Source organism: Brevibacillus nitrificans (assembly GCF_003710965.1).
Lineage (GTDB): Bacteria > Bacillota > Bacilli > Brevibacillales > Brevibacillaceae > Brevibacillus > Brevibacillus centrosporus.
The window spans coordinates 20,031-42,342 of the sequence record NZ_RHHU01000029.1 but is presented as its reverse complement, the minus strand read 5'-3'; the positions used below and the strand labels follow the sequence as shown (position 1 = coordinate 42,342).

Annotated in this window: 22 protein-coding genes; all 22 read right to left on the bottom strand. The window is 50.0% G+C overall.

What is annotated here, in order from left to right; translation table 11 throughout:
* Positions 1-308 precede the first annotated feature (308 nt).
* Positions 309-1,841, bottom strand: a complete 1,533-nt coding sequence (gene lysS / locus EDM59_RS30650) for a lysine--tRNA ligase (protein ID WP_122927052.1) — start codon at positions 1,839-1,841, stop codon at positions 309-311.
* Between the two features lie 102 nt (positions 1,842-1,943).
* Positions 1,944-2,420 carry a transcription elongation factor GreA gene (greA, locus tag EDM59_RS30645; RefSeq protein ID WP_092277333.1) on the bottom strand — a complete coding sequence of 159 codons (477 nt, stop codon included), beginning with the start codon at positions 2,418-2,420 and terminating at the stop codon, positions 1,944-1,946.
* Positions 2,421-2,637: 217 nt separating this feature from the next.
* On the bottom strand, positions 2,638-3,666 hold the full coding sequence (dusB, locus tag EDM59_RS30640; RefSeq protein ID WP_122927051.1) for a tRNA dihydrouridine synthase DusB: 1,029 nt from the start codon (positions 3,664-3,666) through the stop codon (positions 2,638-2,640).
* A gap of 85 nt (positions 3,667-3,751) precedes the next feature.
* Positions 3,752-3,961: a helix-turn-helix domain-containing protein gene (locus EDM59_RS30635; RefSeq protein ID WP_092277339.1), complete on the bottom strand. Its 210-nt coding sequence runs from the start codon at positions 3,959-3,961 to the stop codon at positions 3,752-3,754.
* Positions 3,913-4,443 carry a 2-amino-4-hydroxy-6-hydroxymethyldihydropteridine diphosphokinase gene (gene folK / locus EDM59_RS30630; RefSeq protein ID WP_122927050.1) on the bottom strand — a complete coding sequence of 177 codons (531 nt, stop codon included), beginning with the start codon at positions 4,441-4,443 and terminating at the stop codon, positions 3,913-3,915. The genes EDM59_RS30635 and folK overlap by 49 nt, the downstream gene beginning before the upstream one ends.
* Positions 4,440-4,811 carry a dihydroneopterin aldolase gene (gene folB / locus EDM59_RS30625; protein WP_122927049.1) on the bottom strand — a complete coding sequence of 124 codons (372 nt, stop codon included), beginning with the start codon at positions 4,809-4,811 and terminating at the stop codon, positions 4,440-4,442. Before folB ends, folK begins: the two co-directional genes overlap by 4 nt.
* A complete protein-coding gene (gene folP, locus EDM59_RS30620) occupies positions 4,804-6,000 on the bottom strand; it encodes a dihydropteroate synthase (RefSeq protein WP_122927048.1) in 1,197 nt (398 codons plus the stop codon). Before folP ends, folB begins: the two co-directional genes overlap by 8 nt.
* A gap of 52 nt (positions 6,001-6,052) precedes the next feature.
* Entirely contained in the window at positions 6,053-6,898 is an 846-nt protein-coding gene (gene pabC / locus EDM59_RS30615) for an aminodeoxychorismate lyase (RefSeq protein ID WP_122927047.1), read from the bottom strand.
* Positions 6,899-6,942: 44 nt separating this feature from the next.
* Positions 6,943-7,665 (bottom strand): twin-arginine translocase subunit TatC, encoded by a 723-nt coding sequence (tatC, locus tag EDM59_RS30610; RefSeq protein WP_122927046.1) that lies wholly within the window; start codon positions 7,663-7,665, stop codon positions 6,943-6,945.
* Between the two features lie 89 nt (positions 7,666-7,754).
* Positions 7,755-7,997 (bottom strand): twin-arginine translocase TatA/TatE family subunit, encoded by a 243-nt coding sequence (locus EDM59_RS30605; protein ID WP_122927045.1) that lies wholly within the window; start codon positions 7,995-7,997, stop codon positions 7,755-7,757.
* 20 nt (positions 7,998-8,017) lie between these two features.
* Positions 8,018-9,661 carry a PhoX family protein gene (locus EDM59_RS30600; protein WP_122927044.1) on the bottom strand — a complete coding sequence of 548 codons (1,644 nt, stop codon included), beginning with the start codon at positions 9,659-9,661 and terminating at the stop codon, positions 8,018-8,020.
* 256 nt (positions 9,662-9,917) lie between these two features.
* Positions 9,918-10,502 carry an aminodeoxychorismate/anthranilate synthase component II gene (gene pabA, locus EDM59_RS30595; RefSeq protein ID WP_122927043.1) on the bottom strand — a complete coding sequence of 195 codons (585 nt, stop codon included), beginning with the start codon at positions 10,500-10,502 and terminating at the stop codon, positions 9,918-9,920.
* A gap of 17 nt (positions 10,503-10,519) precedes the next feature.
* The gene (locus tag EDM59_RS30590; protein ID WP_122927054.1) at positions 10,520-12,010 is read right to left on the bottom strand and encodes an anthranilate synthase component I family protein; all 1,491 of its coding nucleotides are present in this window, start codon (positions 12,008-12,010) and stop codon (positions 10,520-10,522) included.
* A 131-nt stretch (positions 12,011-12,141) separates the two neighbouring features.
* Entirely contained in the window at positions 12,142-13,074 is a 933-nt protein-coding gene (gene cysK / locus EDM59_RS30585) for a cysteine synthase A (RefSeq protein WP_122927042.1), read from the bottom strand.
* 81 nt (positions 13,075-13,155) lie between these two features.
* Positions 13,156-14,058 (bottom strand): peptidyl-prolyl cis-trans isomerase, encoded by a 903-nt coding sequence (locus EDM59_RS30580; protein ID WP_122927041.1) that lies wholly within the window; start codon positions 14,056-14,058, stop codon positions 13,156-13,158.
* A gap of 30 nt (positions 14,059-14,088) precedes the next feature.
* Positions 14,089-14,961, bottom strand: a complete 873-nt coding sequence (hslO, locus tag EDM59_RS30575) for an Hsp33 family molecular chaperone HslO (protein ID WP_122927040.1) — start codon at positions 14,959-14,961, stop codon at positions 14,089-14,091.
* A gap of 165 nt (positions 14,962-15,126) precedes the next feature.
* Positions 15,127-16,068, bottom strand: a complete 942-nt coding sequence (locus EDM59_RS30570) for a sigma-70 family RNA polymerase sigma factor (RefSeq protein ID WP_092277375.1) — start codon at positions 16,066-16,068, stop codon at positions 15,127-15,129.
* Between the two features lie 262 nt (positions 16,069-16,330).
* On the bottom strand, positions 16,331-17,290 hold the full coding sequence (locus tag EDM59_RS30565; RefSeq protein WP_122927039.1) for an ABC transporter ATP-binding protein: 960 nt from the start codon (positions 17,288-17,290) through the stop codon (positions 16,331-16,333).
* Positions 17,291-17,317: 27 nt separating this feature from the next.
* Positions 17,318-18,238, bottom strand: coding sequence for a C40 family peptidase (locus tag EDM59_RS30560; RefSeq protein WP_122927038.1), 921 nt, complete (start codon positions 18,236-18,238; stop codon positions 17,318-17,320).
* Between the two features lies 1 nt (position 18,239).
* Positions 18,240-19,334: a dipeptide epimerase gene (locus EDM59_RS30555; protein ID WP_122927037.1), complete on the bottom strand. Its 1,095-nt coding sequence runs from the start codon at positions 19,332-19,334 to the stop codon at positions 18,240-18,242.
* Between the two features lie 154 nt (positions 19,335-19,488).
* Positions 19,489-21,144 carry a peptide ABC transporter substrate-binding protein gene (locus EDM59_RS30550; protein WP_122927036.1) on the bottom strand — a complete coding sequence of 552 codons (1,656 nt, stop codon included), beginning with the start codon at positions 21,142-21,144 and terminating at the stop codon, positions 19,489-19,491.
* A gap of 138 nt (positions 21,145-21,282) precedes the next feature.
* Positions 21,283-22,308 (bottom strand): ABC transporter ATP-binding protein, encoded by a 1,026-nt coding sequence (locus EDM59_RS30545; RefSeq protein ID WP_092277390.1) that lies wholly within the window; start codon positions 22,306-22,308, stop codon positions 21,283-21,285.
* Positions 22,309-22,312 lie beyond the last annotated feature (4 nt).

Below are 22,312 nucleotides of genomic sequence, written 5' to 3'. Positions count from 1 at the left end.
TTCAAAGCTGGCAAATCATTTAATGATAGACTCATCAACGCTTTCGCTGTTCAGTTTTCAAAGAGCATTCTCACAACAACCTCTACACTTTATCAGGTTGTCCATCGCTTGTCAACAAGTTTTTATTAACCTGTTTATTGGCGACTTAGATAATCTATCACATACTTAGTTAGAAAAGCAAGTATTAATTTTCTCATTCAGTTGCGATCGATTATGTAACGAGAAGAACAGTACTTACTATACCACCCTAAAAAGTATAATGCAACTAAAAAATCCACCTGTTTTTTCATCAGGTGGATTTTTGCTTCCTAGTCGCGGGAACGCATATGTGGGAACAGCAGCACGTCGCGAATCGACGGAGAATTGGTGAGCAGCATCACCAGACGGTCAATCCCGATTCCGAGACCACCTGTTGGCGGCATACCGTACTCCAGTGCCTCGATAAAGTCATCATCCATCTCGTGTGCTTCGTCGTTTCCTGCCTCTTTCTCCAGCAGCTGGGCTTCAAAGCGTTCGCGCTGATCAATTGGATCGTTCAGCTCCGTAAACGCATTTGCGTGTTCGCGCGCAACGATGAACAGCTCAAAACGATCCGTGAAGCGTGGATCCTGCTCGTTCTTCTTCGCCAGCGGAGAAATCGCTACTGGGTGACCGTACACAAAAGTCGGCTGGATCAATGTGTGCTCCAGCTTTTGTTCAAAGAACTCATTTACCACGTGACCAAACGTGTGGTGAGGCTCTACTTGTACGCCGTGCTCTTTCGCCAAGGCACGAGCTTCATCGTCCGTCATCTCTTTCCAGAAATCAACACCCAGCTCATCCTTGATCAGATCAACCATGTGCACACGACGCCACTGTGGTGTCAGATCGATCTCGTTGCCTTGGTATTGAATTTTCATGGTACCCAAAACTTCTTGCGCAATGTGCGCAATCAATTCTTCTGTCAGCTTCATGATGTCTTTGTAGTCTGCATACGCTTCGTACAGCTCGATCATCGTGAACTCTGGGTTGTGACGAGTGGAGATGCCTTCGTTGCGATAGACACGTCCGATTTCGTACACTTTCTCCAGACCGCCTACAATCAGGCGTTTCAAGTGCAGCTCAATCGCAATGCGCATATACAATTGCATGTCCAGTGCGTTGTGGTGCGTAATAAACGGACGAGCAGACGCACCCCCAGCGATTGCATGGAGTGTAGGCGTTTCTACTTCGAGGTATCCAAGGTTGTCCAAATAACGGCGCATCGAGGTCAAAATGCGGCTGCGCGCAATAAACGTATCGCGCACCTCTGGATTTACGATCAAATCCACATAACGCTTACGATAGCGTGTCTCGATATCTTTCAAACCATGATACTTCTCTGGCAACGGACGCAGAGATTTTGTCAAATACGTCAGCTCTTTTGCTTTTACGCTGAGCTCGCCGGTCTTTGTTTTGAAAACAACACCTTTTACACCAATCAAGTCTCCGATGTCACTCAGGTCAAACACTTTGTGAAGCTCTTCACCAATGGTATCCTGGCGAACGTAAATTTGAATTTGACCGGAACGATCCAGCAATTGAGCGAAGCTTGCCTTCCCCATCGCACGCTTTGCCATCAGACGCCCTGCGATTGTGACGATGTGCTCTTCCGCTTCCAGCTCTTCTTTGGACTTGTCCGCAAATGCTTTTATGATTTCATCTGCATGATGAGTCATCTCGAATTTTTTGCCAAACGGATCGAATCCCCACTCGCGCAGTTGATCCATTTTGTCATGACGCACTTGAAGCAGCTCGTGCAGTTGCTCTTCTTGTTCTTGTTCTTGTTCTTGTTCCTGTTGCAAGTCTTGCTCGTTGGACATTCTACTCACTCCTCTAAAAAATACCTGCATTTACAGATTTGCTCAGGTCGGATAAATAGTGATACGGCGTACCTATGAAAAGGTACGCCATGTGTTTGCAGCTTACAGGTTAATGTCGAGAATTTCGTATTGGATAACACCGGCTGGTACGTTTACGTCAACGACAGCGCCTTTCGCTTTACCCAATAGCGCTTGACCTACCGGAGACTCGTTGGAAATCTTGTTGTTCATCGGATCGGATTCAGCAGACCCTACAATCGTATAGTCTACCACATCACCGAACTCCAGGTCTTTCAGTTTTACGCGGGAGCCGACACTTACTACACCGGTATCGACGTCCTCGTTTGTGATGATACGCGCATTGCGAAGCATTTTTTCCAGGGTCAGGATGCGGCCCTCAATGAACGCCTGTTCATTTTTTGCTTCTTCGTACTCAGAGTTCTCGCTAATATCACCAAAGCTGATCGCTTCTTTAATCCGAGCAGCTACTTCCTTCCGTTTAACCGTTTTCAAATCTTCAAGCTCTTGCTCCAGTTTTGATAAACCTTCTGGCGTAAGGATGACTTCTTTTTCAGACATGATTCAATTCCCCCGTTTAAAAAAATGATTCCATTCGCACTGGGTAAAGTACAAAGGATTATATGTAGTTGTTCTATACAATATACAGCAGATCTTAACGGCAAGTGAGGATTAATAGGTAAAGCTGCCAGGATGAACTGGCAGCTTGGCTCCCAATATTACGGAGTATTATAGGATATGAAGGAACCCTTGTCAATGTTTGGAATGGCGCTGAAAATTAATAGCTAACTGCTTCGTTCTGCGCTGTTTCCAACGGTTCCGTCACATCATCTGCGTAGTTTTCTACCCAATCGACATACTCGGTCAAAATACGACGAAGCTCATCTTCTGTCTCTACACCATTGATCAGATTCTTGGTGTGCGTAGAGCCCTTCAAGCCCTTCAAATACCAAGCAGCATGCTTTCTCATTTCCAGGACACCGACGCGCGGTCCTTTCAGCGCAATCAAGCGTTCTGCATGCAACAGGCAGATATCCATTTTTTCTCGTACAGAAGGTTCTGCCGCCAGTTCACCTGTAGTCAGGTACTGAATCGTCCGGTATAGCATCCACGGATTACCCAATGCTGCACGGCCAATCATTACGCCGTCGCAGCCTGTCGTATCCAGCATGCGTCGTGCATCCTCCGGAGTCGCGACATCGCCGTTTCCAATTACCGGGATCGAGACCGCTTCCTTCACACGACCGATCCAGCTCCAGTCTGCATGTCCTTTGTACATCTGCACACGCGTACGGCCGTGGACAGCAATCGCTTTTCCACCTGCACGCTCGACTGCCTTGGCATTTTCAATCACATACAGATGTTCCTCGTCCCAGCCCAAACGCATTTTGACAGTCACGGGTTTCTCAACAGCATCGACTACAGCGGAAACAACCTCATAAATCTTGTTTGGATCGAGAAGCAGACGGGCACCCGCATCACAGCTCGTAATTTTCGGCACCGGACAGCCCATATTGATATCGATGATGTCGGCATTGGTATGCTTATCGACATGTTTCGCCGCTTCTACCAGCGTTTCCTTGTCTCCGCCAAAAATCTGCAAGCTCAACGGCTTTTCGCGTTCATCGACATAGAGCATTTCGATGGTTTTTTTGTTGCCGTGCACGATCCCTTTATCGCTGACCATCTCTGCACAGACCAATCCGGTCCCAAATTCCTTTGCAATCAAACGAAAAGCAGGGTTACAAACCCCAGCCATCGGTGCGAGTACGACGTTATTTTTCAGTTCAATATTTCCGATTTTCATTTATGTTTACCTCCTAAATCCCGTAACGCAAGCGATCTATCGTCGCTGGCGGGTGCTTGGAGAGGTGTGACCTATCCAAAAGTCATCATTTATTTATAGCACATAATTCGTCGTAGTCGACCTGTAAAGTGCTGGCGATCTTTCGCAGGACCGGCTCTGTCGGCACGCGAGTCCCACGCTCCAGCGACCCGACGAACGATAGTGACACTCCCAGCTTTTCCGAAAGGGATTGCTGTGTATACCCTTTTAGCTTTCGGAAGGACCGGATTCGATTTCCAAGTGAACTGTTCCCCACTTACGTACCCCCTTGTGATCCTCTGCCAATTGCGATAGAAAATGATCAATCGTCTGGTTGTACACAGGCAAAGCGCCTCCCTCCCAAACGTCACGAAGAGGGACTAACACAAAAGCTCGCTCTGCCATCGATGGATGCGGAATCTTGAGATGCTCTGTCTCGATGGTACGATCGCCAAACAGCAACAGATCAATATCAATCGTGCGTGGTCCCCAGCGTATGAGTCGGACTCGTCCCAGCTCTCTTTCTATAGACAGCGCTGTCTTAAGCAGCTGATCAGCAGAAAGCTCTGTCTCGACGGCCATCACCATATTGAGGAATGCATCCTGGTCGACATAGCCGACCGGATCGGTTTCGTATATATTGGATACCCGCAGAACACGGATACCGGGTTGTTCCTGCAGTTTATGTATTGCTTTTTGCAGCGTTTCCTCTCGCTTGCCCATGTTGGACCCGAGCGCTAGGTAAGCACATACCGTCATGAACCAAAGTCCTCTCTGCGGCGAACCATCTCGATCGCGACGGACTCATAATGTCCATTGATCGGCGGATTCGGCTTCGTCACTTTCACCTTGACCTCCACAAATGGAAACTCGCAAAGAAGCTTCTCTGCGATCCGCGCCGTCAGCCTTTCCACCAGATTGTAGCGCTCGCCCTCAACGATCTGCTGCACACAGGTAAAAATCTCTGCGTAGTTCACAGTGTCTTTAAGATCATCGCTAGCCCCAGCACGAGACAGATCCAGGGACAAATCGAGATCGACGTAAAACCGCTGTCCCAACTCCGCCTCTGCTCCAAACACCCCATGGTAGCCGTAAAACGACATACCCTTGAAGTAGATTTTATCCAACAGTAATGCCTCCCCGAAGCATCGCATCCATCATTTTGGCAACGCGCTTCATTTCTTTTACATCATGGACCCGAACCATATGGCAGCCTTTGGTCACTCCGAGAGCAACCGTCGCTGCTGTCCCCTCTACACGCTCATCCACAGGGAGGTCCAGGACATTGCCAATCATTCTTTTTCGCGATGTCGCAAGCAAGACTGGATACCCCAATGCGACCAAATCATCCAGTCTGCGCATGGTCTCCAGGTTTTGTTCCTGTGATTTCGCGAAGCCGATGCCCGGATCAAGGACAATCTGATCAGGTTTCACACCTGCCGCGAGTGCAATCTCCACCGACTCCCGCAAATCGCGAATGTAATCCGCAAAGAAATCGCCGTAATTCGTATCTTCCCGGTTGTGCATCAATATGATCGGAACCTGATGGCGTGCCGCTACCTCTGCCATTCGCCTGTCACGTCTAGCTCCCCAGATATCGTTCACGATATGAGCTCCAGCCTGAACCGCCCGATCAGCCACTTCTGGCTTGTACGTGTCAATCGACAGCGGAACGGACAATTCCTGCGACAAAATACGAATGACTGGAAGCACCCGATCCAGCTCCTCCGCCTCACCCACGGGTACAGAGCCAGGACGCGTGGACTCACCGCCAATATCGATGATGTCCGCCCCTGCCTCAACCATGGCACGAGCCTGCGCCAAAGCCTGATCCAGATCGACAAACTTCCCTCCGTCCGAGAATGAATCCGGGGTCACATTCAAAATCCCCATGATCAAGGTACGTTGACCAAGCGGAAGCACTCGGCCCCTGCATACCAATTCTCGCTGCTCGCGTAGCCGCTTCGGACCAGCCAAAACCTCCCGTAGCTCTGCAGAAGCCGTACGCAAGCCTTCGCTTCTATTTGCCGCAAGCTCAATCAACGCCTCCAGCTGGGAACGTGTGGACATGAGAAAAGCCGTGAAACGATCGGTTTTCCCAGGCTGATCTGCTAGAAAGGCTTCCCCTCCAACCGTCAGCATGTCCGCCCGCAGCTGGCTCGCTTCTTCCTCACTCAAGTTTTCCAAGTGCATGCGCAAGCTTCCATCAGCTTCCGCCAAACGTGCTCTCTCCACGGGACCTATCCCCCGCTTGGCGAGCTCGGTTTCCAGCTCCTCACGAGACGCTGCATGGATCAAAAATGGATTGTACTTCATGAGCGTGACTCCCTTTTCCGACGTAACATGTTGATTAGTAGCATACCATAATTTACTCGCTGATCGCTACAGACTCGCGATACGCAAGGTGCAGTTGTCGTGTGTGCACCCCATAGGTCGAAATGACTAAATGATCGTCAATTTCCTGCACTGGGACAATCTCCTGAACGGAGTTGGTCACAAACACTTCCTCTGCTTCCCGAAGCACTTCTGGTCGATATTTGCCTTCTTCTACCGACATGCCCATTCGTTTCGCCAGGAAAAGGACATGCTGACGTGTCACTCCATCCAATATTCCCGTTTCCAGTGATGGGGTAAACAAACAACCATCTTTCATCCAGAAAAGGTTGCTGACGATGCCCTCCGCCAGATAGCCGTCGTGTGTTAAAAACAATCCTTCTACATCCATACGCGCCCCTACCTCTTGTTTCGCCAGTGCGTTGTTGAGGTAGTTGTGGGACTTGAAGCGCTGGTGACCTTCTGCTGTCTGGCGAGCCAACGACAGCGTCTGTAAACGCTTCGGCAAGGGAGGATCTGCGAGAGGGGCTACCGGCTTTGCAAAAATAAATAGCGAAGGCCGTGAATACCCGTCTGCTACCAGTCCTACTCCTTCCGGTCCCGCCGTTACGCTAAGCCGAACATAAGCATCTCGCAATCCATTCGCATCAACCGTCCGCATCACGGCCTCCGCCAGCTCCTCCGATGTCCAAGCTGGCGCAATGCGCAATGCCAAAAGCCCGGAACAGAGCCGGGCATAGTGAGTTTCCCATAAAAACAGGCGACGATCGTAAACACGCAGTGTCTCAAACAACCCTATTCCGTATAAAAAGCCGTGGTCCAATACTGAAACAGAAGCTTGCTCAGCCGGTAAGACCGTTCCATTTACATAAACGCGCATGCTCACTCTCTCCCGATAACATGATCGAGAGCATCATACCATACTTACGCAGATAGCGCAGTTTCCCGAGTGCGTTTACGGTGTATCACACGAGAAATCGATATCGATATTTCGTACAGCACAATCAACGGCACGATCACCATGATGTCCGAGAGAAAATCAGGCGGCGTAATCGTAATCGAAATCACCGACAGCACCAGATAAGCGGGCTTTCTCATTTTTGCCAGGCGATGCGGATTCAAAATTCCCAGATGGCTCAGAAAAAGAACGACAACAGGCAGCTCAAACAAAAGACCGAACGGCAGACAGAGATTGAGCATGAACGTGAAATAATCGTTCGCCGTGATCACCAGATCGAAATTGCCGTTAGACAGTCCCAAAACGAAGTGATACATCATGGGAAACAGGATCAAGTAGGCAAAGGATAGACCGAGCAAAAAGAGCAGAAACAGTGCAGGGATGTACATCAACGCGATTTTGCGCTCCCTTTCTTGCAGGGCCGGAACGACAAACTTCCATGCCTGGTAAGCGGCGATCGGAATGGTAAAGGCAATCCCGCCAACAGCAGACAGCTTCACATAGATCGACAAAATATCGCCTGGCCCAAGAATGGCCAACTTTTCTCCTGAACGACTCGCTAACAGCTGATAAATGTGATCGACAAATAAAAAGCAGATCAGCACACTCAGCACAAGCGCCACTGCCACAATCAATAACCGGCGGCGCAAATCAGTCAAATGCTCCAAAAACGGCATTTCTTGACCCATGCAAAGCCCTCCCCTAGCCATGGAATCGGTGTGTGTAAAAGGAAAAAGGCAATGCGCTCTCTCACGCACCACCTTTTCCTCGAGCTGGATTAGTTGACTCGCTTCAACGTATCTTCTGAAAGTGTCGATGTGGAAAGCTCGACTGTCGAACCCTTCACAGTCTTTTCTTTGCTCTCATCGTCATCTTTCGTCAAATCTTTTGTAGCTGATTTGAATTCAGTCAACGTCCGACCAAATGCGCGCCCGATTTCTGGCAGCTTGCTAGGTCCAAAAATCACGAGCGCAATGATTAAAATCAAGATCAGCCCAGGAATTCCGATTGACGATAACATAGGTGGCTACACTCCTTTTCCTAGAAACCGGTGATAGCGATCACGCTCGGCAACGCAACGGAGCTTCCGCCCTTTGGCCAGTGGCTGGTTGGTTGGTCATAGCCTTTCAGGTTTTCACCTGGATGCTGTACGGAGAGGAACAGTGTTTTCTCGTCCGGTGTAAACCAAGGACCTGTCATTTCAGCACCAACCGGAGCAGAAGCAAACTGCGCTGCCATTCCTTTACTATTTCCTGTCGTTGGAATAAAGAATACGCCATTGTTGCCAAAACTTTTGTAAATGCCGCTATTCATAGAGGAAGAAGAAATATCGGTTACGACCCACAGGTTGCCCGCACTGTCAAACGCCATGTTGTCCGGCGCTGCAAAACCGCTTTGTGGACCGCCTGCAGCGAAGATTTCAAACGTGAACTCTCCACCCGCATGATTGTTGTCTTTTTCAAACAGTCGAACGATTTGGCCATAGAAGTTGCCATGCTTGTCGTTGTTGGTCAACGCGATGAAGACGGAACCGTCGATCGGATGCACCTCGAGGTCTTCCGGACGATCCATTGGTGTTGCTGCAACAGCTTTGGAGGCTTCACGGCAGTTGACCAGCACATCTGCCTGGGATGTGAACAAAGGCTTGCCATCGCTGTTTGTCGCTTTTTGCAGCGCTTCATTTGTTGCATAGTCCAGTGCGATCCATTTTCCTTTTCCGAAGTTCGCTACGTACAGCGTGCCTTCTTCCAGCAGCTTGCTATTGGATTTGCCTGCTTTCGGATCGAACTTTCCTTTGGATACGTATTTGTACACGTATTGGTCTTTGGCGTCGTCGCCCATGTAAACAACCAATTGTCCGGTCGGAGCCAGTACCATTGCTGTGTTCTCATGAGAGAAGCGACCCAGTGCGGTATGCTTCTTCGGCGTAGATTTCGGATCGAACGGATCCACCTCAATCACCCAGCCGTAGTGTGTTTCGTCTGGAAGCTTGCAATCGCCGACTACATCGATGAAGTTTTCCTCACAGGACAGTACCGTATGCCAAAGCGTTACCCCGCCGGAGCAGTTCGCAAAGGTCCCTGTTACTTCTTTGGCAATGGATGCAGCTGGACCCGTCAAAGCATGCTTGGTCAGTCCGCTGACGCGACGGCCGTATTTGGAGTCGGAGATGAGCTTCCATTTTCCGTTTTCTTTCTTGATTTCAATGACGGAACCGCCCAGAGCATACAAATATTTTTTGATTTGATCTGGAGTGCGTGTGTTGTTCTCTGGATCTGCGTTCAAATAGTCATAGCCCGTCACGTAATGCTCCAGCTCTCCCAGGTACTCGTGGTTCACCCACAGAAGTCCGTGGTCTGCCTTGCCATCAATCGGCAGGAAACAGGTGAAGTCATTATTGAAGCCAAAGGTATCGCCAGCAGCGTTGATTTTATCTCCATATGAAGCGACAACGTCATATTTGAAGCCTTCTGGCAAAACGACATCGTCTTGCGTCGTCGGGTGGATTGCTTTAAATTTCGGATTGAAATTATGCTTTTGATTCTCGAGGCCAAACAGGTGATCTGCCGTTTTACCCGAGAGAGTGCCACCTGCTGCAAGCGCAGGAATCCCCGTTGCCATCGAAGCCAACGCCGCTGTACCTGCTCCAAGATAAGTCAAAAATTGTCGACGATTTACATCCATGTCAATCGCTCCTTTTCGTCATCTTTTTCACATTGTACAGGCCTAGTGTCGATGTACCGTTAACGCCGTATAAAGAGGATGTTAAGAATTGCCAAGGTTCTGTTAACAAAAAGAGGAATTAGAAAACTTGGCTCCGCCAAGCTATATGGCGGAGTGTTCGTTGCACGTATACTGGCTGAGAATTTTATAAATTCTTACTGCACAAAAAAACCACCCTGCTAGCAGGGCGGTCGTTCTATTTGCTCGATCTATGAATTTACCCAATCGTATGGCGCGCATAGGCGGTCAGAAAGTTTTTCAGAAGCTGCTTTCCATGCTGGGTGATGATCGACTCCGGATGGAACTGTACCCCTTCGATCGGGTACTCCCGATGACGAATCGCCATGATCTCGCCCTCAGCCGTACGTGCCGTCACTTCCAGCTCTTCTGGAATCGAGGACTCCTCCACGATTAGAGAGTGGTAGCGCGCAGCTGTAAACGGCGACGGGATATCCTGAAAAATCGTTTTCCCATCATGAAATACTTCGGAGGTCTTCCCGTGCATCAAACGCTCTGCACGAATGACTTTTCCTCCAAAAACCTGACCAATGGACTGGTGACCGAGGCAGACCCCCATGATCGGAATCTTCCCGGCGAAATGGCGAATGGCATCCATGCTAATGCCCGCTTCATTCGGCGTGCACGGACCAGGTGAGATCATCAGATAGTCCGGGGACAATCGTTCGATCTCCTCCAGTGTAATCTTGTCATTTCGATACACCTGCAGCTCTTCGCCCAGTTCCCCCACGTACTGCACCAAATTGTAGGTAAAAGAATCGTAGTTATCAATCATCAAAATCATCTAACACTCATCTCCTCTCAACTCATCGTTCTCTGCTCGGCAAGCTCTAACGCTTTCCACAACGCTTCTGCCTTTTTCAAGGACTCCGCATACTCTGACTCTGGCACGGAATCGATCACGATCCCCGCTCCCGCCTGCACGTGAGCCATGCCGTCTTTTACCACCATCGTACGGATGGCGATATTGACCTCGACTTCTCCATTGAATCCGAACCAACCGATAGAGCCTGTGTACACACCACGCTTGACTGGCTCCAGCTCCTCGATGATCTCCATCGTACGGACCTTGGGTGCTCCTGTGATCGTGCCTCCCGGAAATGCAGCGGCAACGGCATCAAAGGCATCCTTGTCTGTGGCCAGCTCTCCTTTGACATGGGAGACGATATGCATGACGTGGGAGTACTTCTCCACGACCATGAACTCGCTCACTTCCACACTGCCAAAGCGGCATACGCGCCCCAAATCGTTTCGTTCCAAATCGACCAGCATGACGTGTTCGGCGCGCTCCTTTTCGTTGTCGATCAGCTCGCGAGCCAATGCTTCATCCTGCTCATCGGTTTGTCCCCGTGGACGCGTCCCTGCGATCGGACGGGTACTTACCTCGCCGTCCTTCACTTTTACCAAGAGCTCAGGTGACGCGCTAACCAGCTGAAACTCAGGAAAGCTCAGATAGCCCATGTACGGCGACGGATTCAGCTTGCGCAGGACGCTGTAGACTTCCGGTGCTGTCACGTTCATCGGCTTGCTCTGGCGAACGGACAGATTGACCTGAAACACGTCTCCCTGGGCAATATACTCCTGAACCCGGCGAACGGCATCCTCGAATTGGTCTTTGGCGAAGGAAACAGATGCTGGCGTTTGTTGCCCCAGCGGTCTCTTCCGCAGCGCCTCCCAGTCGATGTCATCCGAAGTCATGACCAAATGATCCAGCGCCTTCGCTCGATTTTCCAGCGAATCTGCTGCCTTTTGATACGTCTCTTCGCTCAATTGCTCCGATTTCACATGGGTCAAAAAAGTCATTTCACGGGTCGTATGATCAAAGACGAGAAGGTCTTGCATTATCATAACATACAGGTCCGGCAACTGTAAGTCGTCTGTCGCGATCTGAGGCAGGCTTGGCTCAAAAAAGTGATTCATGTCGTAGCTCATATAGCCTACAGCACCACCGGAAAAGTCTGGCATGTCTGGAAGCACAGGTGTACGGTACTGCTCCAAAAGTGAGCGCAAGGCATCGAATGGCGCCCCGTTTACACTGTCGACGCGGCCATCTCGATAAGAAATGATCGACTCTCCCCGCTTGCTGCGAAGAGCAGCGACTGGCTGATAACCCAAAAAGGTGAACCGCCCGACTCTTCCACTTTCCAGCAGCACGCTGTCCTGAAGGGACGGATGAAGGCTTGTCAGCACTTGCCACGGGTCGAGATGAGTCGGCCATTTTTTGCGAAGGGCAATAGGCACATATGGGTATGCATTTGCATGCGTCTGGCAGTCAGTAAACGTAGGGAACAGCAATCCTTTCACACTCCGGTCTTTTCGTGATATATATCATCCGTTCATTATAAGATGGTCTGATACAAAAAGAAAAGACCACGTAGGCCAAAACTGACCCTGCGTGGTCTTGGAAGCTGCCGTCGCCTGTCTTAGTCTTCGAAAGAATAAAGCGGAGTCGACAGGTAGCGTTCACCATTCGAAGGAATGATTACGATGACTTTTTTGCCTTTGCCCAGCTCAGCAGCTACTTTGATCCCAGCATAAATCGCTGCTCCGGAAGAGATTCCACCCAGGATTCCTTCCTCGCGAGCAACGCGGCGGGAGGTTTCAAAAGCATCATCGTTTTCGACTTTAATGATCTCATCATAGATTTGCGTATCCAAGATTTCCGGAACAAAGCCCGCTCCGATCCCTTGGATTTTGTGAGGGCCTGGTTTGCCACCAGAGAGAACTGGTGAAGCTGCTGGCTCAACCGCTACAATTTTCACGTCCGGGTAGCTTCCGCGCAGCACTTGCCCTACACCTGTAATGGTTCCACCGGTACCGACACCGGAAATGAACGCATCTACGCCGCCAATTTCTTTCGCTTGCTCCAGCAGTTCAACAGCAGTCGTTTCGCGGTGAATAGCTGGGTTAGCAGCGTTTTTAAATTGCTGCGGGATGAAGTACGAAGGATTTTCCTTTGCGAGCTCTTCTGCTTTGCGAATAGCTCCGCCCATACCTTCGCTGCCTGGTGTCAGAACCAGCTCAGCACCGTAAGCACGCAAAAGGTTGCGACGCTCGATACTCATCGTCTCTGGCATGACCAGAATAGCGCGGTAGCCTTTTGCGGCAGCAACCATCGCCAAACCGATCCCTGTATTTCCGCTCGTTGGTTCGATGATGGTATCGCCCGGTTTCAGAGTGCCATCTGCTTCAGCTGCTTCGATCATCGCCAATGCAATCCGGTCTTTTACGCTGCTGCCCGGGTTGAAAAATTCCAACTTCAAATAAATGTCTGCAATATCTTCGCTGACAACTCGATTGAGTTTTACCAATGGTGTAAATCCAATCAAATCTGTAATGGAATTCGCCACGCGCATAAGTCCTGCCCCCTTATTTATTATAGCCGAGTAAATAACTTGGATTTATTGGTTAAATTATATCAACCACTGCCCAATTGGTCAATGCTGCATTTGCTCAGAAATTTCAACGCCCACCGACTGACGCAGCCGATCCAAAACCTCATCCAATGACTCTACCTGTGCGAAAGCCAGCTCTTTTCGTATCGCCTCTTTGACTTGCTCGAAGGATTGCTGCTCGGCTTTTCTGCGATCCGATATTTGATAGATCACATAGTTTTCTCCGGCCATCACTGGTACACTGATTTTCTTGGTTTCCAAATCCGCTACTACATCCTTGGCCTCATCCGGCAATCGGGTATCGCCAAGAGACAGCCAGCCCATATCGCCGCCGTTGCCCGACGTCAAGGAATCGATGGAGCGTTCTTTGGCAAGCGCTTGAAAATTGGCGCCCTGCTTTAATTCGGCAGCGACCTGTTCGGCTTCCTGCTGCGTTGCAACGACGATCTGCCACAGCCGCATCTGCATCGGTCTGGCGTAACGCTCCGGGTGGTTGTTGTAAAAGGTAAGCAGCTCTTCGTCACTGATGACAATATCCTTGGTAGCCAAAGCCTGCAGGAGGAGCTGGTACGTAATTTCACGCCGAAGTGCCTCTACTGTCGTACCCGCCTGTTTGTTCAGGGCCTGCTCGAATTCGCTGTCGCTCGAGCTCCCATAGCTTTCGCGAATCTGTGCTATCTCTTGATCCAGCTCGGCCTGATCCACTGTTACTCCCTGCTGTTTGGCTGCCTGAAACACCACTTCGCGATTGACCATGTCTTGCAGGACCTGATCCCCGAATTTTTGCTTGAGCGCTGAAATGTAGTCTGCCTCGCTGATGGTAGATCCCCCTACCACCGCTGCCGGCTGCAGCTTGGTAGATGTCTGGTACCACGACCAGGTGACGACCAAGAGCAGCACGACAAGCGCTCCGATGAATGCCCACAACCCTTTTGTGTTGGTCATTCCATCCTCTCCCCAATTCGTTCGCCGCGCTTACATGTCTTTCATGAGGTCCTCCAACGCGGACTTGTCAAAATGGTATCGCTCGTTGCAGAAATGGCAGTGTACTTCTGCCTCTCCTTGTTCCTCGATCATGCTTTCGATTTCCACGCGGCCCAAGCTGATCAGGGCCTGGCTCACTTTATCAGCCGAGCATTTACAGTGGAAATTAATTTCCGTACGGCTGAGGAACTTCGGTTCTTCCAGCACTTTTTCCAAAATCTCTTCTGGTGACAAACCTTCCCCAATCATGCGCGACACTTGCGGGAGCCCACTCAGACGCTCCTCCATCTTCGCGACAACTTCCTCAGGCGTATTTGGCAAGAGCTGAAGGATAAAACCTCCTGCTGCCAGCACAGAACGGTCTTCCGGGTTCACCAATACGCCTACTGCTACTGCGGATGGCGTCTGCTCCGAGGTCACGAAGTAGTACGTAAAGTCCTCTCCGATCTCACCGGAAACAATCGGGGAGCTGCCCTGGTACGGCTCTTTCAACCCCAAATCCTTTGTCACGTAAACAAAACCGTCCGTTCCTACTGCCCGTCTTACGTCGAGCTTGCCTTTTTCATTGAGGTCGAAATGAACGTGCGGATTGGTTACGTAGGCTACACCTTCCCCATCCGCATTGGCTTCCGCGATGATCTGACCGATCGGACCTCCCCCTTTTACTTTGACATACAGGGTCTCGTCTCCTTTTAACATCGCGCCCATCATCAAAGTAACGGTGAGCGTTCGACCCGCTGCTGCTGTCGCCGTATTCCACATGTCGTGACGGCTGCGAATTTCTTCTACAATCGTCGTCGTACGTGCTGCAAAGGCACGAACATGTCCGTTATATCCCGTTGCTCTTATTAAATAATCGCTCATAATGGCGATCCTCCTTTTCACAATGAACAAAATCTAAAAGACCGTATCTATACAGTTTACCACAAGAAAGAGAGACTACGCCCACCCCCTGCGCTCGCCCGACACTTTACCACCAAGCAAGAAAAACCCCCTTCGTACTCGAGGGGGTTTTTCCAATCTATTTTCTTACAAATAATCTTTCAGAACACGGGATGCCTTTTGCGTGCGCAGCCGATCAATCGTTGTCGCTTCGATCTGGCGTATGCGCTCACGGGTCAAACCGAACATTTTGCCAACTTCCTCTAGGGTGTAAACCTGATCATCGTACAGACCGTACCGCATGGAAATGATCTCTTGGGCGCGAGGACTGAGTCTTTCGAGAGCAGCGCGCATCTGGGAGCGCAGATCTACTTTTTCAATCCAGTCATCGAGGGACGATTCTTTATCATCCATGACTTCCGCATAGCTCAATAATTCGTCTTCCTGTCCTGCCAGCCACTTTTCGTTTTGCAGCTCAGCATCGAGAGACTCCATTTTCATCATCAAAGCCAGCTCAATCGCGTCCACCTTTTCCAGTGGCAGGTCCAGCAAGCCCGCGATTTCTTGGCGGTCAGGCGTGCGGTTCAACGCATGTACCAGGTGAAGCACTTGCTTTTGATACTGCCGTATTTGCTCATGCATGTGAACAGGAATACGGATCAATGTCCCCTTGTCGTTAATGGCACGAGTGATGGCCTGCGAGATCCACCAATGCGAGTAATGGTAGAGGCGCACACCACGCCCTACATCAAACTTGTCAATGGCGGTAAACAAACCAATCGTACCCTCCTGGATCAGATCCAGAAATGGCATGCCGCGTTTTAAATGACGCAAAGCTGTATTTACGACGTAGCGCAAGTACGCTCGGACCAGGGTTTCCCTGGCTTCGAGATCGCCATGTTGTTGATAGCGAACCAAGCATTCCAACTCTTCTTCTTTGTCCAACATGGGTGTTGCAGCGACACTTTCCAAAAACAACAGGGCAGACGTGTCTGATCGTAGGGATCGGGGCACGGTAATTCCCAGCTGTGTCTCTACTTCCCGCCAACGACGTGGCGTTGACTGGAACGAGGATGTACTCAGAGCCATATGCAACCCTCACTTCTCTGGAATGGAAAATCGACGAAGTTAGGCCTAGTTGTTACCAGATGTTTATAGTATCGGTATTTCGACAAAAGTCGTCCAATTCCTGCGTGTTTACAGAATATTAACAGCACTTTACACAAATACCTGATGGTAGCGCTTCCACAAAAAGGGGGACATTCCCTTGCGTTCTCTAACAAAAAACCACCCCCGCAATCAGGGATGGTTTTTTGCAAATTGTGTCGAATCATGGGGAAAAATCAGTCGATTATTGGTACAAGTGACAGGCTACATAATGACCTTGATCTACCTCTTGCCAGGTCGGTTTATGTTGCGCGCAAACTTCTTTGGCAACCGGGCACCGCGTCCGGAATACACACCCGCTCGGTGGATTGATCGGACTTGGTACATCGCCCTCGATAATGGTACGTTCGCGACTTTTCTCCAAATCAGGATCAGGGACGGGAATGGCCGATAACAATGCTTGGGTATAGGGATGCTTCGGTGATTCATACAGCTTTTCGCTCTCTGTCATTTCCACCAGATTCCCCAGGTACATCACGCCGATCCGATCGCTAATGTGCTTTACCATCGCAAGATCGTGCGCAATAAACAGATACGTGAGGTTTTGCTCCCGCTGCAGGTTCTTCATCAAATTGACGACCTGTGCCTGTACGGACACATCGAGTGCCGATATCGGTTCATCTGCAATGACAAACCGCGGATTTACAGCAAGCGCACGAGCAATCCCAATCCGTTGACGCTGACCGCCGCTGAACTCATGAGGGAAACGATTGGCGTGCTCTTTTTGCAGACCGACCATCTCTAATAGCTCGATGACCCGCTTTGCACGTTCTTTTCCTTTGTAGAGCCCATTCAGCTGCAGACCTTCTCCAATAATCTCCGAGATGTTCATCCGCGGATTTAAGGAGGCGTAGGGATCCTGGAAAATCATCTGCATATCACGTGTAAGCTTGCTGCGTGCACTGGAGGATGCTTTATGCACGTTTTGGCCGTCAAAGATTACTTCTCCTGACGTCGGATTGTACAGGCCGATAATCGTGCGACCTGTCGTAGACTTACCGCAGCCCGACTCCCCTACAAGACCAAAGGTTTCTCCCTCGTAAATATCAAAGGACACACCATCTGCTGCCTTGAGAGACGCCCCTTTACCCACTTCGAAGGTTTTCGTTAGGTTTTTTACCTGGACCAGCTTCTTTTTTTGCATCTGGCCACTCCTCCCCCTGTTATCCGTTTACCAGTATCTTCTCGACACGCAATGCTCTTTTATCAATCGGTAAGTGTCATCGAGCTTGACGATCTCGATCGCACCCCGTGTGTCAGGAGAATGAATCATTTCCTGATTGCCCATGTAAATCCCGACGTGATGGACTCTGCCTTTCCCTTCCTCGAAAGCAAAGAAGAGCAAATCACCAGGGAGCAGGTCTTCTTTTTCCACCAGTTTGCCCTGTGTAGCTTGGTCAGAGGCATCGCGAGGAATCTGAATCCCCATGGAGCGGTGCATGTTGTAGGCAAAGCCGGAGCAGTCATATCCGTACGAAGACATGCCGCCCCATAAGTATGGCAGGCCCAGGAAACGTTTGCCGTTTTCCACAATCGCTTCTCCTCGGTTGCCCGCTACCTCGATATTTTCGTTAGCCCGAACAATTTTTACGTCCTCGGCACGCAGAAAGCCTTCTCCAGTAGGTGTCGCCACGATGACGCCGCCTTCTGTCTCGGACAGCAGCGGCAATCTGGTCAAATAGGCAAGCTCCACAGCTTCCTGCTTGTCTTTCGTGTACAGTTGAGCCATGGAGGAAGTCACCAGTGCCAGCTTTTGGCCATCCTTCCCATCAAACGCTTCTGACCACGGCGCCAACTGGTTTGTAGGAATCCACCCAGGGTAACCAATCGTGCTTTTTTTGGAAAACTGGTCGGGAATGAGAACCTTGGACCAATCTCCTACTTCTTCTTCTACTTCCACACGTGTACCGTAAAGAGCCTGGGTTTGAATCATGTTATCGTCGTAAAAGCCCAGTTTGTCTTCGATGGTAAGAGAGGTAAGCCAGCCACGAGGATCTACGGGTGCAGCGAGCGCCGCACGATCGATGTCTCGCGGAGATTCTGGCTTGGTCCAAACAGTCGCTACCGAAACAGCTACAAGGGCGGACTTCATCTTACTTCTCCCCTTCCCACAATTTGACCGCTTGAATTCCCAGTCCAGGTGCCTCTGGCATGGTCATGCGTCTTCCTTCGTATTCAACACCACCGACGATTCCGTCATGAAGGAGCATCAGTGGAGCATCAAAGTCATAGCGCGTAATGTTTTTCTTACTAGCAGCAAAGTGCGCGGCTGCCGATACGGACAGACGAGATTCGATCATGCTGCCAACCATGCATGGAATACCGTGTTCTTCTGCCATTTGGTTGATCAACTGTGCTTTGAAAATGCCGCCTGCTTTCATCAGCTTGATATTGATCAGATCTGCTGCATGGCTGCGCAGAACCTGCAATGCTTGTGCAGGAGAGAACACGCTTTCGTCAGCCATAATAGGCGTGTCTACCGAGTCGGTCACTACTTTCAAGCCTTCCAGATCATGAGCTTTTACTGGTTGTTCGATCAATTCGATATCCAGGCCCATATCTTCCATTTTGCGGATTGAACGAACAGCCTCTTTTACATTCCATCCCTGGTTGGCATCAAGACGAATCTTCACTTCTTTGCCTACAGATTTGCGAATTTCCTGGATGCGCAAGATGTCTTCCTCGATGTCGTCTTTTCCTACCTTGATTTTCAGGACATTAAAGCCGTCCTTCAAATAAGCGGCCGCATCTTCGCCCATTTCCTTTGGCGAGTTTACGCTTACGGTGTAGTCCGTCTCCAGCTCATTGCGGTACCCACCGAGGAACTGGTAGAGTGGCATACCGGCACGCTGCGAAATCAAATCGTACAAAGCAATATCGACGGCCGCTTTTGCACTGCTGTTTCCTACCATAGATTGGTGAAGCGTATGGAAGACTTGCTCGTAGGAGAGCAGATTCAGTCCGATCAGCTGCGGCCTCATGGTGTTCAAGATCGCCGATTCGATGCTCTCAATGCTGTCACCGGTAATCACGACTGTCGCGGAAGCCTCTCCCCATCCTACCATGCCATTGTCGCAGGTAATTTTGACGAGAACAGACTCCAGGCTCTCAACCGTGCGCAATGCTGTTTTAAATGGCTTTTTCAACGGAACAGAAATTCTTTTTACTTCGATGGCTTGAATGATCATGTTTTCCTCCATCTTCTCTTGTGCTATGACTTGTTGTTTTCTTATGTTTGTTTGATTAAATCATAAATTATTATAGCACCATTAAAACAATCGACAAAAAAGGGGGAGAGTCATTCCAATCTGCTCTGAAATGACTTCTCCCAGCAATTGCTTATTACTTCACAACAACCTTTCTCAAGTCGGTATAGCTCAGCGATGTGCTCACGATACCGCTCACTTTGTCGCTTTGGAGGAGAGATGTGTTATAGAAGTACAATGGTGCAATCGGCGCTTCATCCATCAGGATTTTTTCTGCGTCATGCAGCATTTGCAGACGTTTTGCATCGTCGGCTTCTTTGTACGCGTCTTGGATCAACTTGTCGTATTGAGGGTTGTTCCAGCCGGTACGGTTGCTTGGGCTCTTCGATTGGAAAATGTCCAGGAAGTTGATGGCATCACCGAAGTCAGGCAACCAGGAAGAACGAGCAAGCTGGAATTGCAGCTGCTTTTGCATATCGGTCAGAACTTTTCCTTCTACTTTTTGCAGCTTCACATCTACACCCAGGTTTTGCTTGAACATTTCTTGCAGAGCTTGAGCGGTTTTCTCGTAGTTGGTTCCGCTGCGGTAAGTCAGGGTTACTTCTGGCAGAGTGGTATACCCTTTTTCTTTCATTCCTTGCTCCAGCAGTTTTTTCGCTTCTGCTGGATCGTACTTGATCAAATCTCCGCCTACTTCGCGGAAAGAGCCTGTGCCGTTTGCATCTGGCAAGCCGAAGGAAACGAACGCATTTCCTGGTTTTTGCTGACGCATCAGGACGAGGTCGACGAGTGTTTGACGGTCGATCGCCATGCTGAACGCTTTGCGAATGTTTTTGTTGTCAAATGGCTCTTTGGTCACATTAAAGCGATAGAACTCGGTTCCCGCTCCATCTTGCACCAATACTTTGCCCTCTTTGAACAATTGGTCTGCCATATCGGAAGGAACCGTTGTCGTTCTGTGCAGCTCCTCATTGGTGAACATTTGGTACTCGGTATTTTCATCATCGATCATTTTCCAAACGGCACCAGCCAAGGTTACGTTTGCCGCATCCCAGTAGTTCTCGTTTTTCTCGATTTTCAATTCGCTGTCATGTGCCCATTCCTTCAGCTTGAACGGTCCGTTACCAACGAAGGTAGACGCTTCCGCAGCCCATTTTGGATCCTTTTGATCTACTGCTTGGTTTACAGGGAAGAAGGCCGGGTTGGATACGAGCAGCAGCGTCCAGGAAGCTGGCTGTGCCAAAGTTACTTCCAATGTTTTGTCATCCAGCGCTTTTACTTTTACGCCATCTGCTGGGCCTTTTCCGCTGTTGAATGCCTCTGCTCCTTCGATCATGTAAGCGAGAGGAGCTGCTGAGGAAGCGATCTTTGGATCGAGCAGTCGTTTCCAAGCATATTCAAAGTCTTGTGCTTTTACCGGATCTCCGTTTGTCCATTTGTTGTCACGCAGCGTAAACGTGTACACTTTTCCGTCCGGAGAGATTTTCCACTCAGAAGCTGCTGCTGGCTGAACTTTTCCATCTGCATCCAGACGGGTCAAGCCTTCCATCAGGTTGTTCAAAATGTTGTAGGATGGTTCGTCAAAACCGATTGGCGGATCCAAGGAAGTAGGCTCCTTGATGTTGTTCAAGAGCAGGAGCTTCGCCGCTTGATCCTGTGGTGTTGGAGCTTGCTCGTTGGAATTCGCTGCAGGTGCTGGTGTTGCTGTGTTCGCAGGCTGGCTGGAACATCCTGCAATCAGCATGGAAGCGGCCAACGATGCAGACAGCACAATGGTCGATAATTTTTTCACTGTTCTTCTTCCCCCTTATACTTTTTTTATATGTCGTAAAAGGATGCGTCGACGGGCGACACCCTCTTTTACACCGAAGAATGATCAGCCTGACGAGCCATCGGAAACGAAATTTGTCAGGCGAAAACAGAGAAACGATCAGGTACCAGTAGGCGCCTGCGTGGATGCCAGCAGCTTTTTCGCCCGAGGATCCTGCAGCCAACAGGAGACAGCGTGAGCGTTGTGCACCTTTGTTTCCTCCGGCTGGTAATTTCGGCAAACCTCCAGTGCGTGATTGCAGCGTTCTGCAAACGCACAGCCGAGTGGCGGCGAGAACAAATCAGGCGGTGTACCCGGTATCGGACTGAGCGGAATGTTGCGATCCGCATCCAGACGAGGCATGGATGCCAGCAAGCCTTTTGTATAAGGGTGTTGAGGATTATAGAAAATGTCACTCACAGGGCCTGATTCCACTACTTTTCCTGCGTACATGACGTTTACGCGGTCGGCGATTTTGGCTACTACTCCCAAGTCGTGCGTGATGATGATGATCGATACGCCTGTTTTCTGCTGAATGCTCTTGAACAAGTCGATGATCTGCGCTTGGATCGTCACGTCCAATGCGGTAGTCGGCTCGTCAGCAATCAGGATAGAGGGATTGCACACGAGAGCGATCGCAATCATGATCCGCTGTCTCATCCCTCCGCTGAATTGGTGCAGGTACTGCTTCAAGCGGCTCTCTGGATTGGCGATGCCCACGAGCTGGAGAATTTCAATCGCTTGTCTTTTCGCTTCGGAGCGCGGGACCTTTTGATGGCGAATGATCCCCTCCATGATCTGCTCCCCGATGGTAATCGTCGGGTTCAGCGAAGTCATCGCATCCTGGAAAATCATCGAGATTTCCGATCCGCGAATGCCCTGCATTTCTTTCTCAGGCAGCTTCGCCAAATCTTTTCCTTTGAAAAGAATGCTTCCTCCTGCGATCTTGCCGATATGCTCAGGCACCAGTCTCATGATGCTTTTGGCAGTTACGCTCTTTCCACAGCCGGACTCCCCTACGATCGCCAGCGTCTCTCCCTTTTTCAAGGAAAAGTTGACATCCCTCACCGCACTGATTTCACCACCGTGCGCTCGAAAGGTTACTTTTAGCCCGCTTACTTCCAGTAAAGTCTCCCTTTGTTCCATGCTG

Excerpts from the sequence above, each read along its gene's own strand:
- cysK (WP_122927042.1), bottom strand. The coding sequence starts at position 13,074 with ATGCGCGTGGCGAATTCCATTACAGATTTGATTGGATTTACACCATTG.
- folK (WP_122927050.1), bottom strand. The coding sequence starts at position 4,443 with ATGACGGTATGTGCTTACCTAGCGCTCGGGTCCAACATGGGCAAGCGA.
- EDM59_RS30560 (WP_122927038.1), bottom strand. The coding sequence starts at position 18,238 with ATGAAGTCCGCCCTTGTAGCTGTTTCGGTAGCGACTGTTTGGACCAAG.
- lysS (WP_122927052.1), bottom strand. The coding sequence starts at position 1,841 with ATGTCCAACGAGCAAGACTTGCAACAGGAACAAGAACAAGAACAAGAA.
- EDM59_RS30565 (WP_122927039.1), bottom strand. The coding sequence starts at position 17,290 with ATGCAAAAAAAGAAGCTGGTCCAGGTAAAAAACCTAACGAAAACCTTC.
- EDM59_RS30570 (WP_092277375.1), bottom strand. The coding sequence starts at position 16,068 with ATGGCTCTGAGTACATCCTCGTTCCAGTCAACGCCACGTCGTTGGCGG.
- dusB (WP_122927051.1), bottom strand. The coding sequence starts at position 3,666 with ATGAAAATCGGAAATATTGAACTGAAAAATAACGTCGTACTCGCACCG.
- greA (WP_092277333.1), bottom strand. The coding sequence starts at position 2,420 with ATGTCTGAAAAAGAAGTCATCCTTACGCCAGAAGGTTTATCAAAACTG.
- EDM59_RS30545 (WP_092277390.1), bottom strand. The coding sequence starts at position 22,308 with ATGGAACAAAGGGAGACTTTACTGGAAGTAAGCGGGCTAAAAGTAACC.
- tatC (WP_122927046.1), bottom strand. The coding sequence starts at position 7,665 with ATGGGTCAAGAAATGCCGTTTTTGGAGCATTTGACTGATTTGCGCCGC.
- EDM59_RS30580 (WP_122927041.1), bottom strand. The coding sequence starts at position 14,058 with ATGACCAACACAAAAGGGTTGTGGGCATTCATCGGAGCGCTTGTCGTG.
- pabA (WP_122927043.1), bottom strand. The coding sequence starts at position 10,502 with ATGATTTTGATGATTGATAACTACGATTCTTTTACCTACAATTTGGTG.
- EDM59_RS30605 (WP_122927045.1), bottom strand. The coding sequence starts at position 7,997 with ATGTTATCGTCAATCGGAATTCCTGGGCTGATCTTGATTTTAATCATT.
- pabC (WP_122927047.1), bottom strand. The coding sequence starts at position 6,898 with ATGCGCGTTTATGTAAATGGAACGGTCTTACCGGCTGAGCAAGCTTCT.
- hslO (WP_122927040.1), bottom strand. The coding sequence starts at position 14,961 with ATGAGCGATTATTTAATAAGAGCAACGGGATATAACGGACATGTTCGT.
- EDM59_RS30600 (WP_122927044.1), bottom strand. The coding sequence starts at position 9,661 with ATGGATGTAAATCGTCGACAATTTTTGACTTATCTTGGAGCAGGTACA.
- folP (WP_122927048.1), bottom strand. The coding sequence starts at position 6,000 with ATGAAGTACAATCCATTTTTGATCCATGCAGCGTCTCGTGAGGAGCTG.
- EDM59_RS30555 (WP_122927037.1), bottom strand. The coding sequence starts at position 19,334 with ATGATCATTCAAGCCATCGAAGTAAAAAGAATTTCTGTTCCGTTGAAA.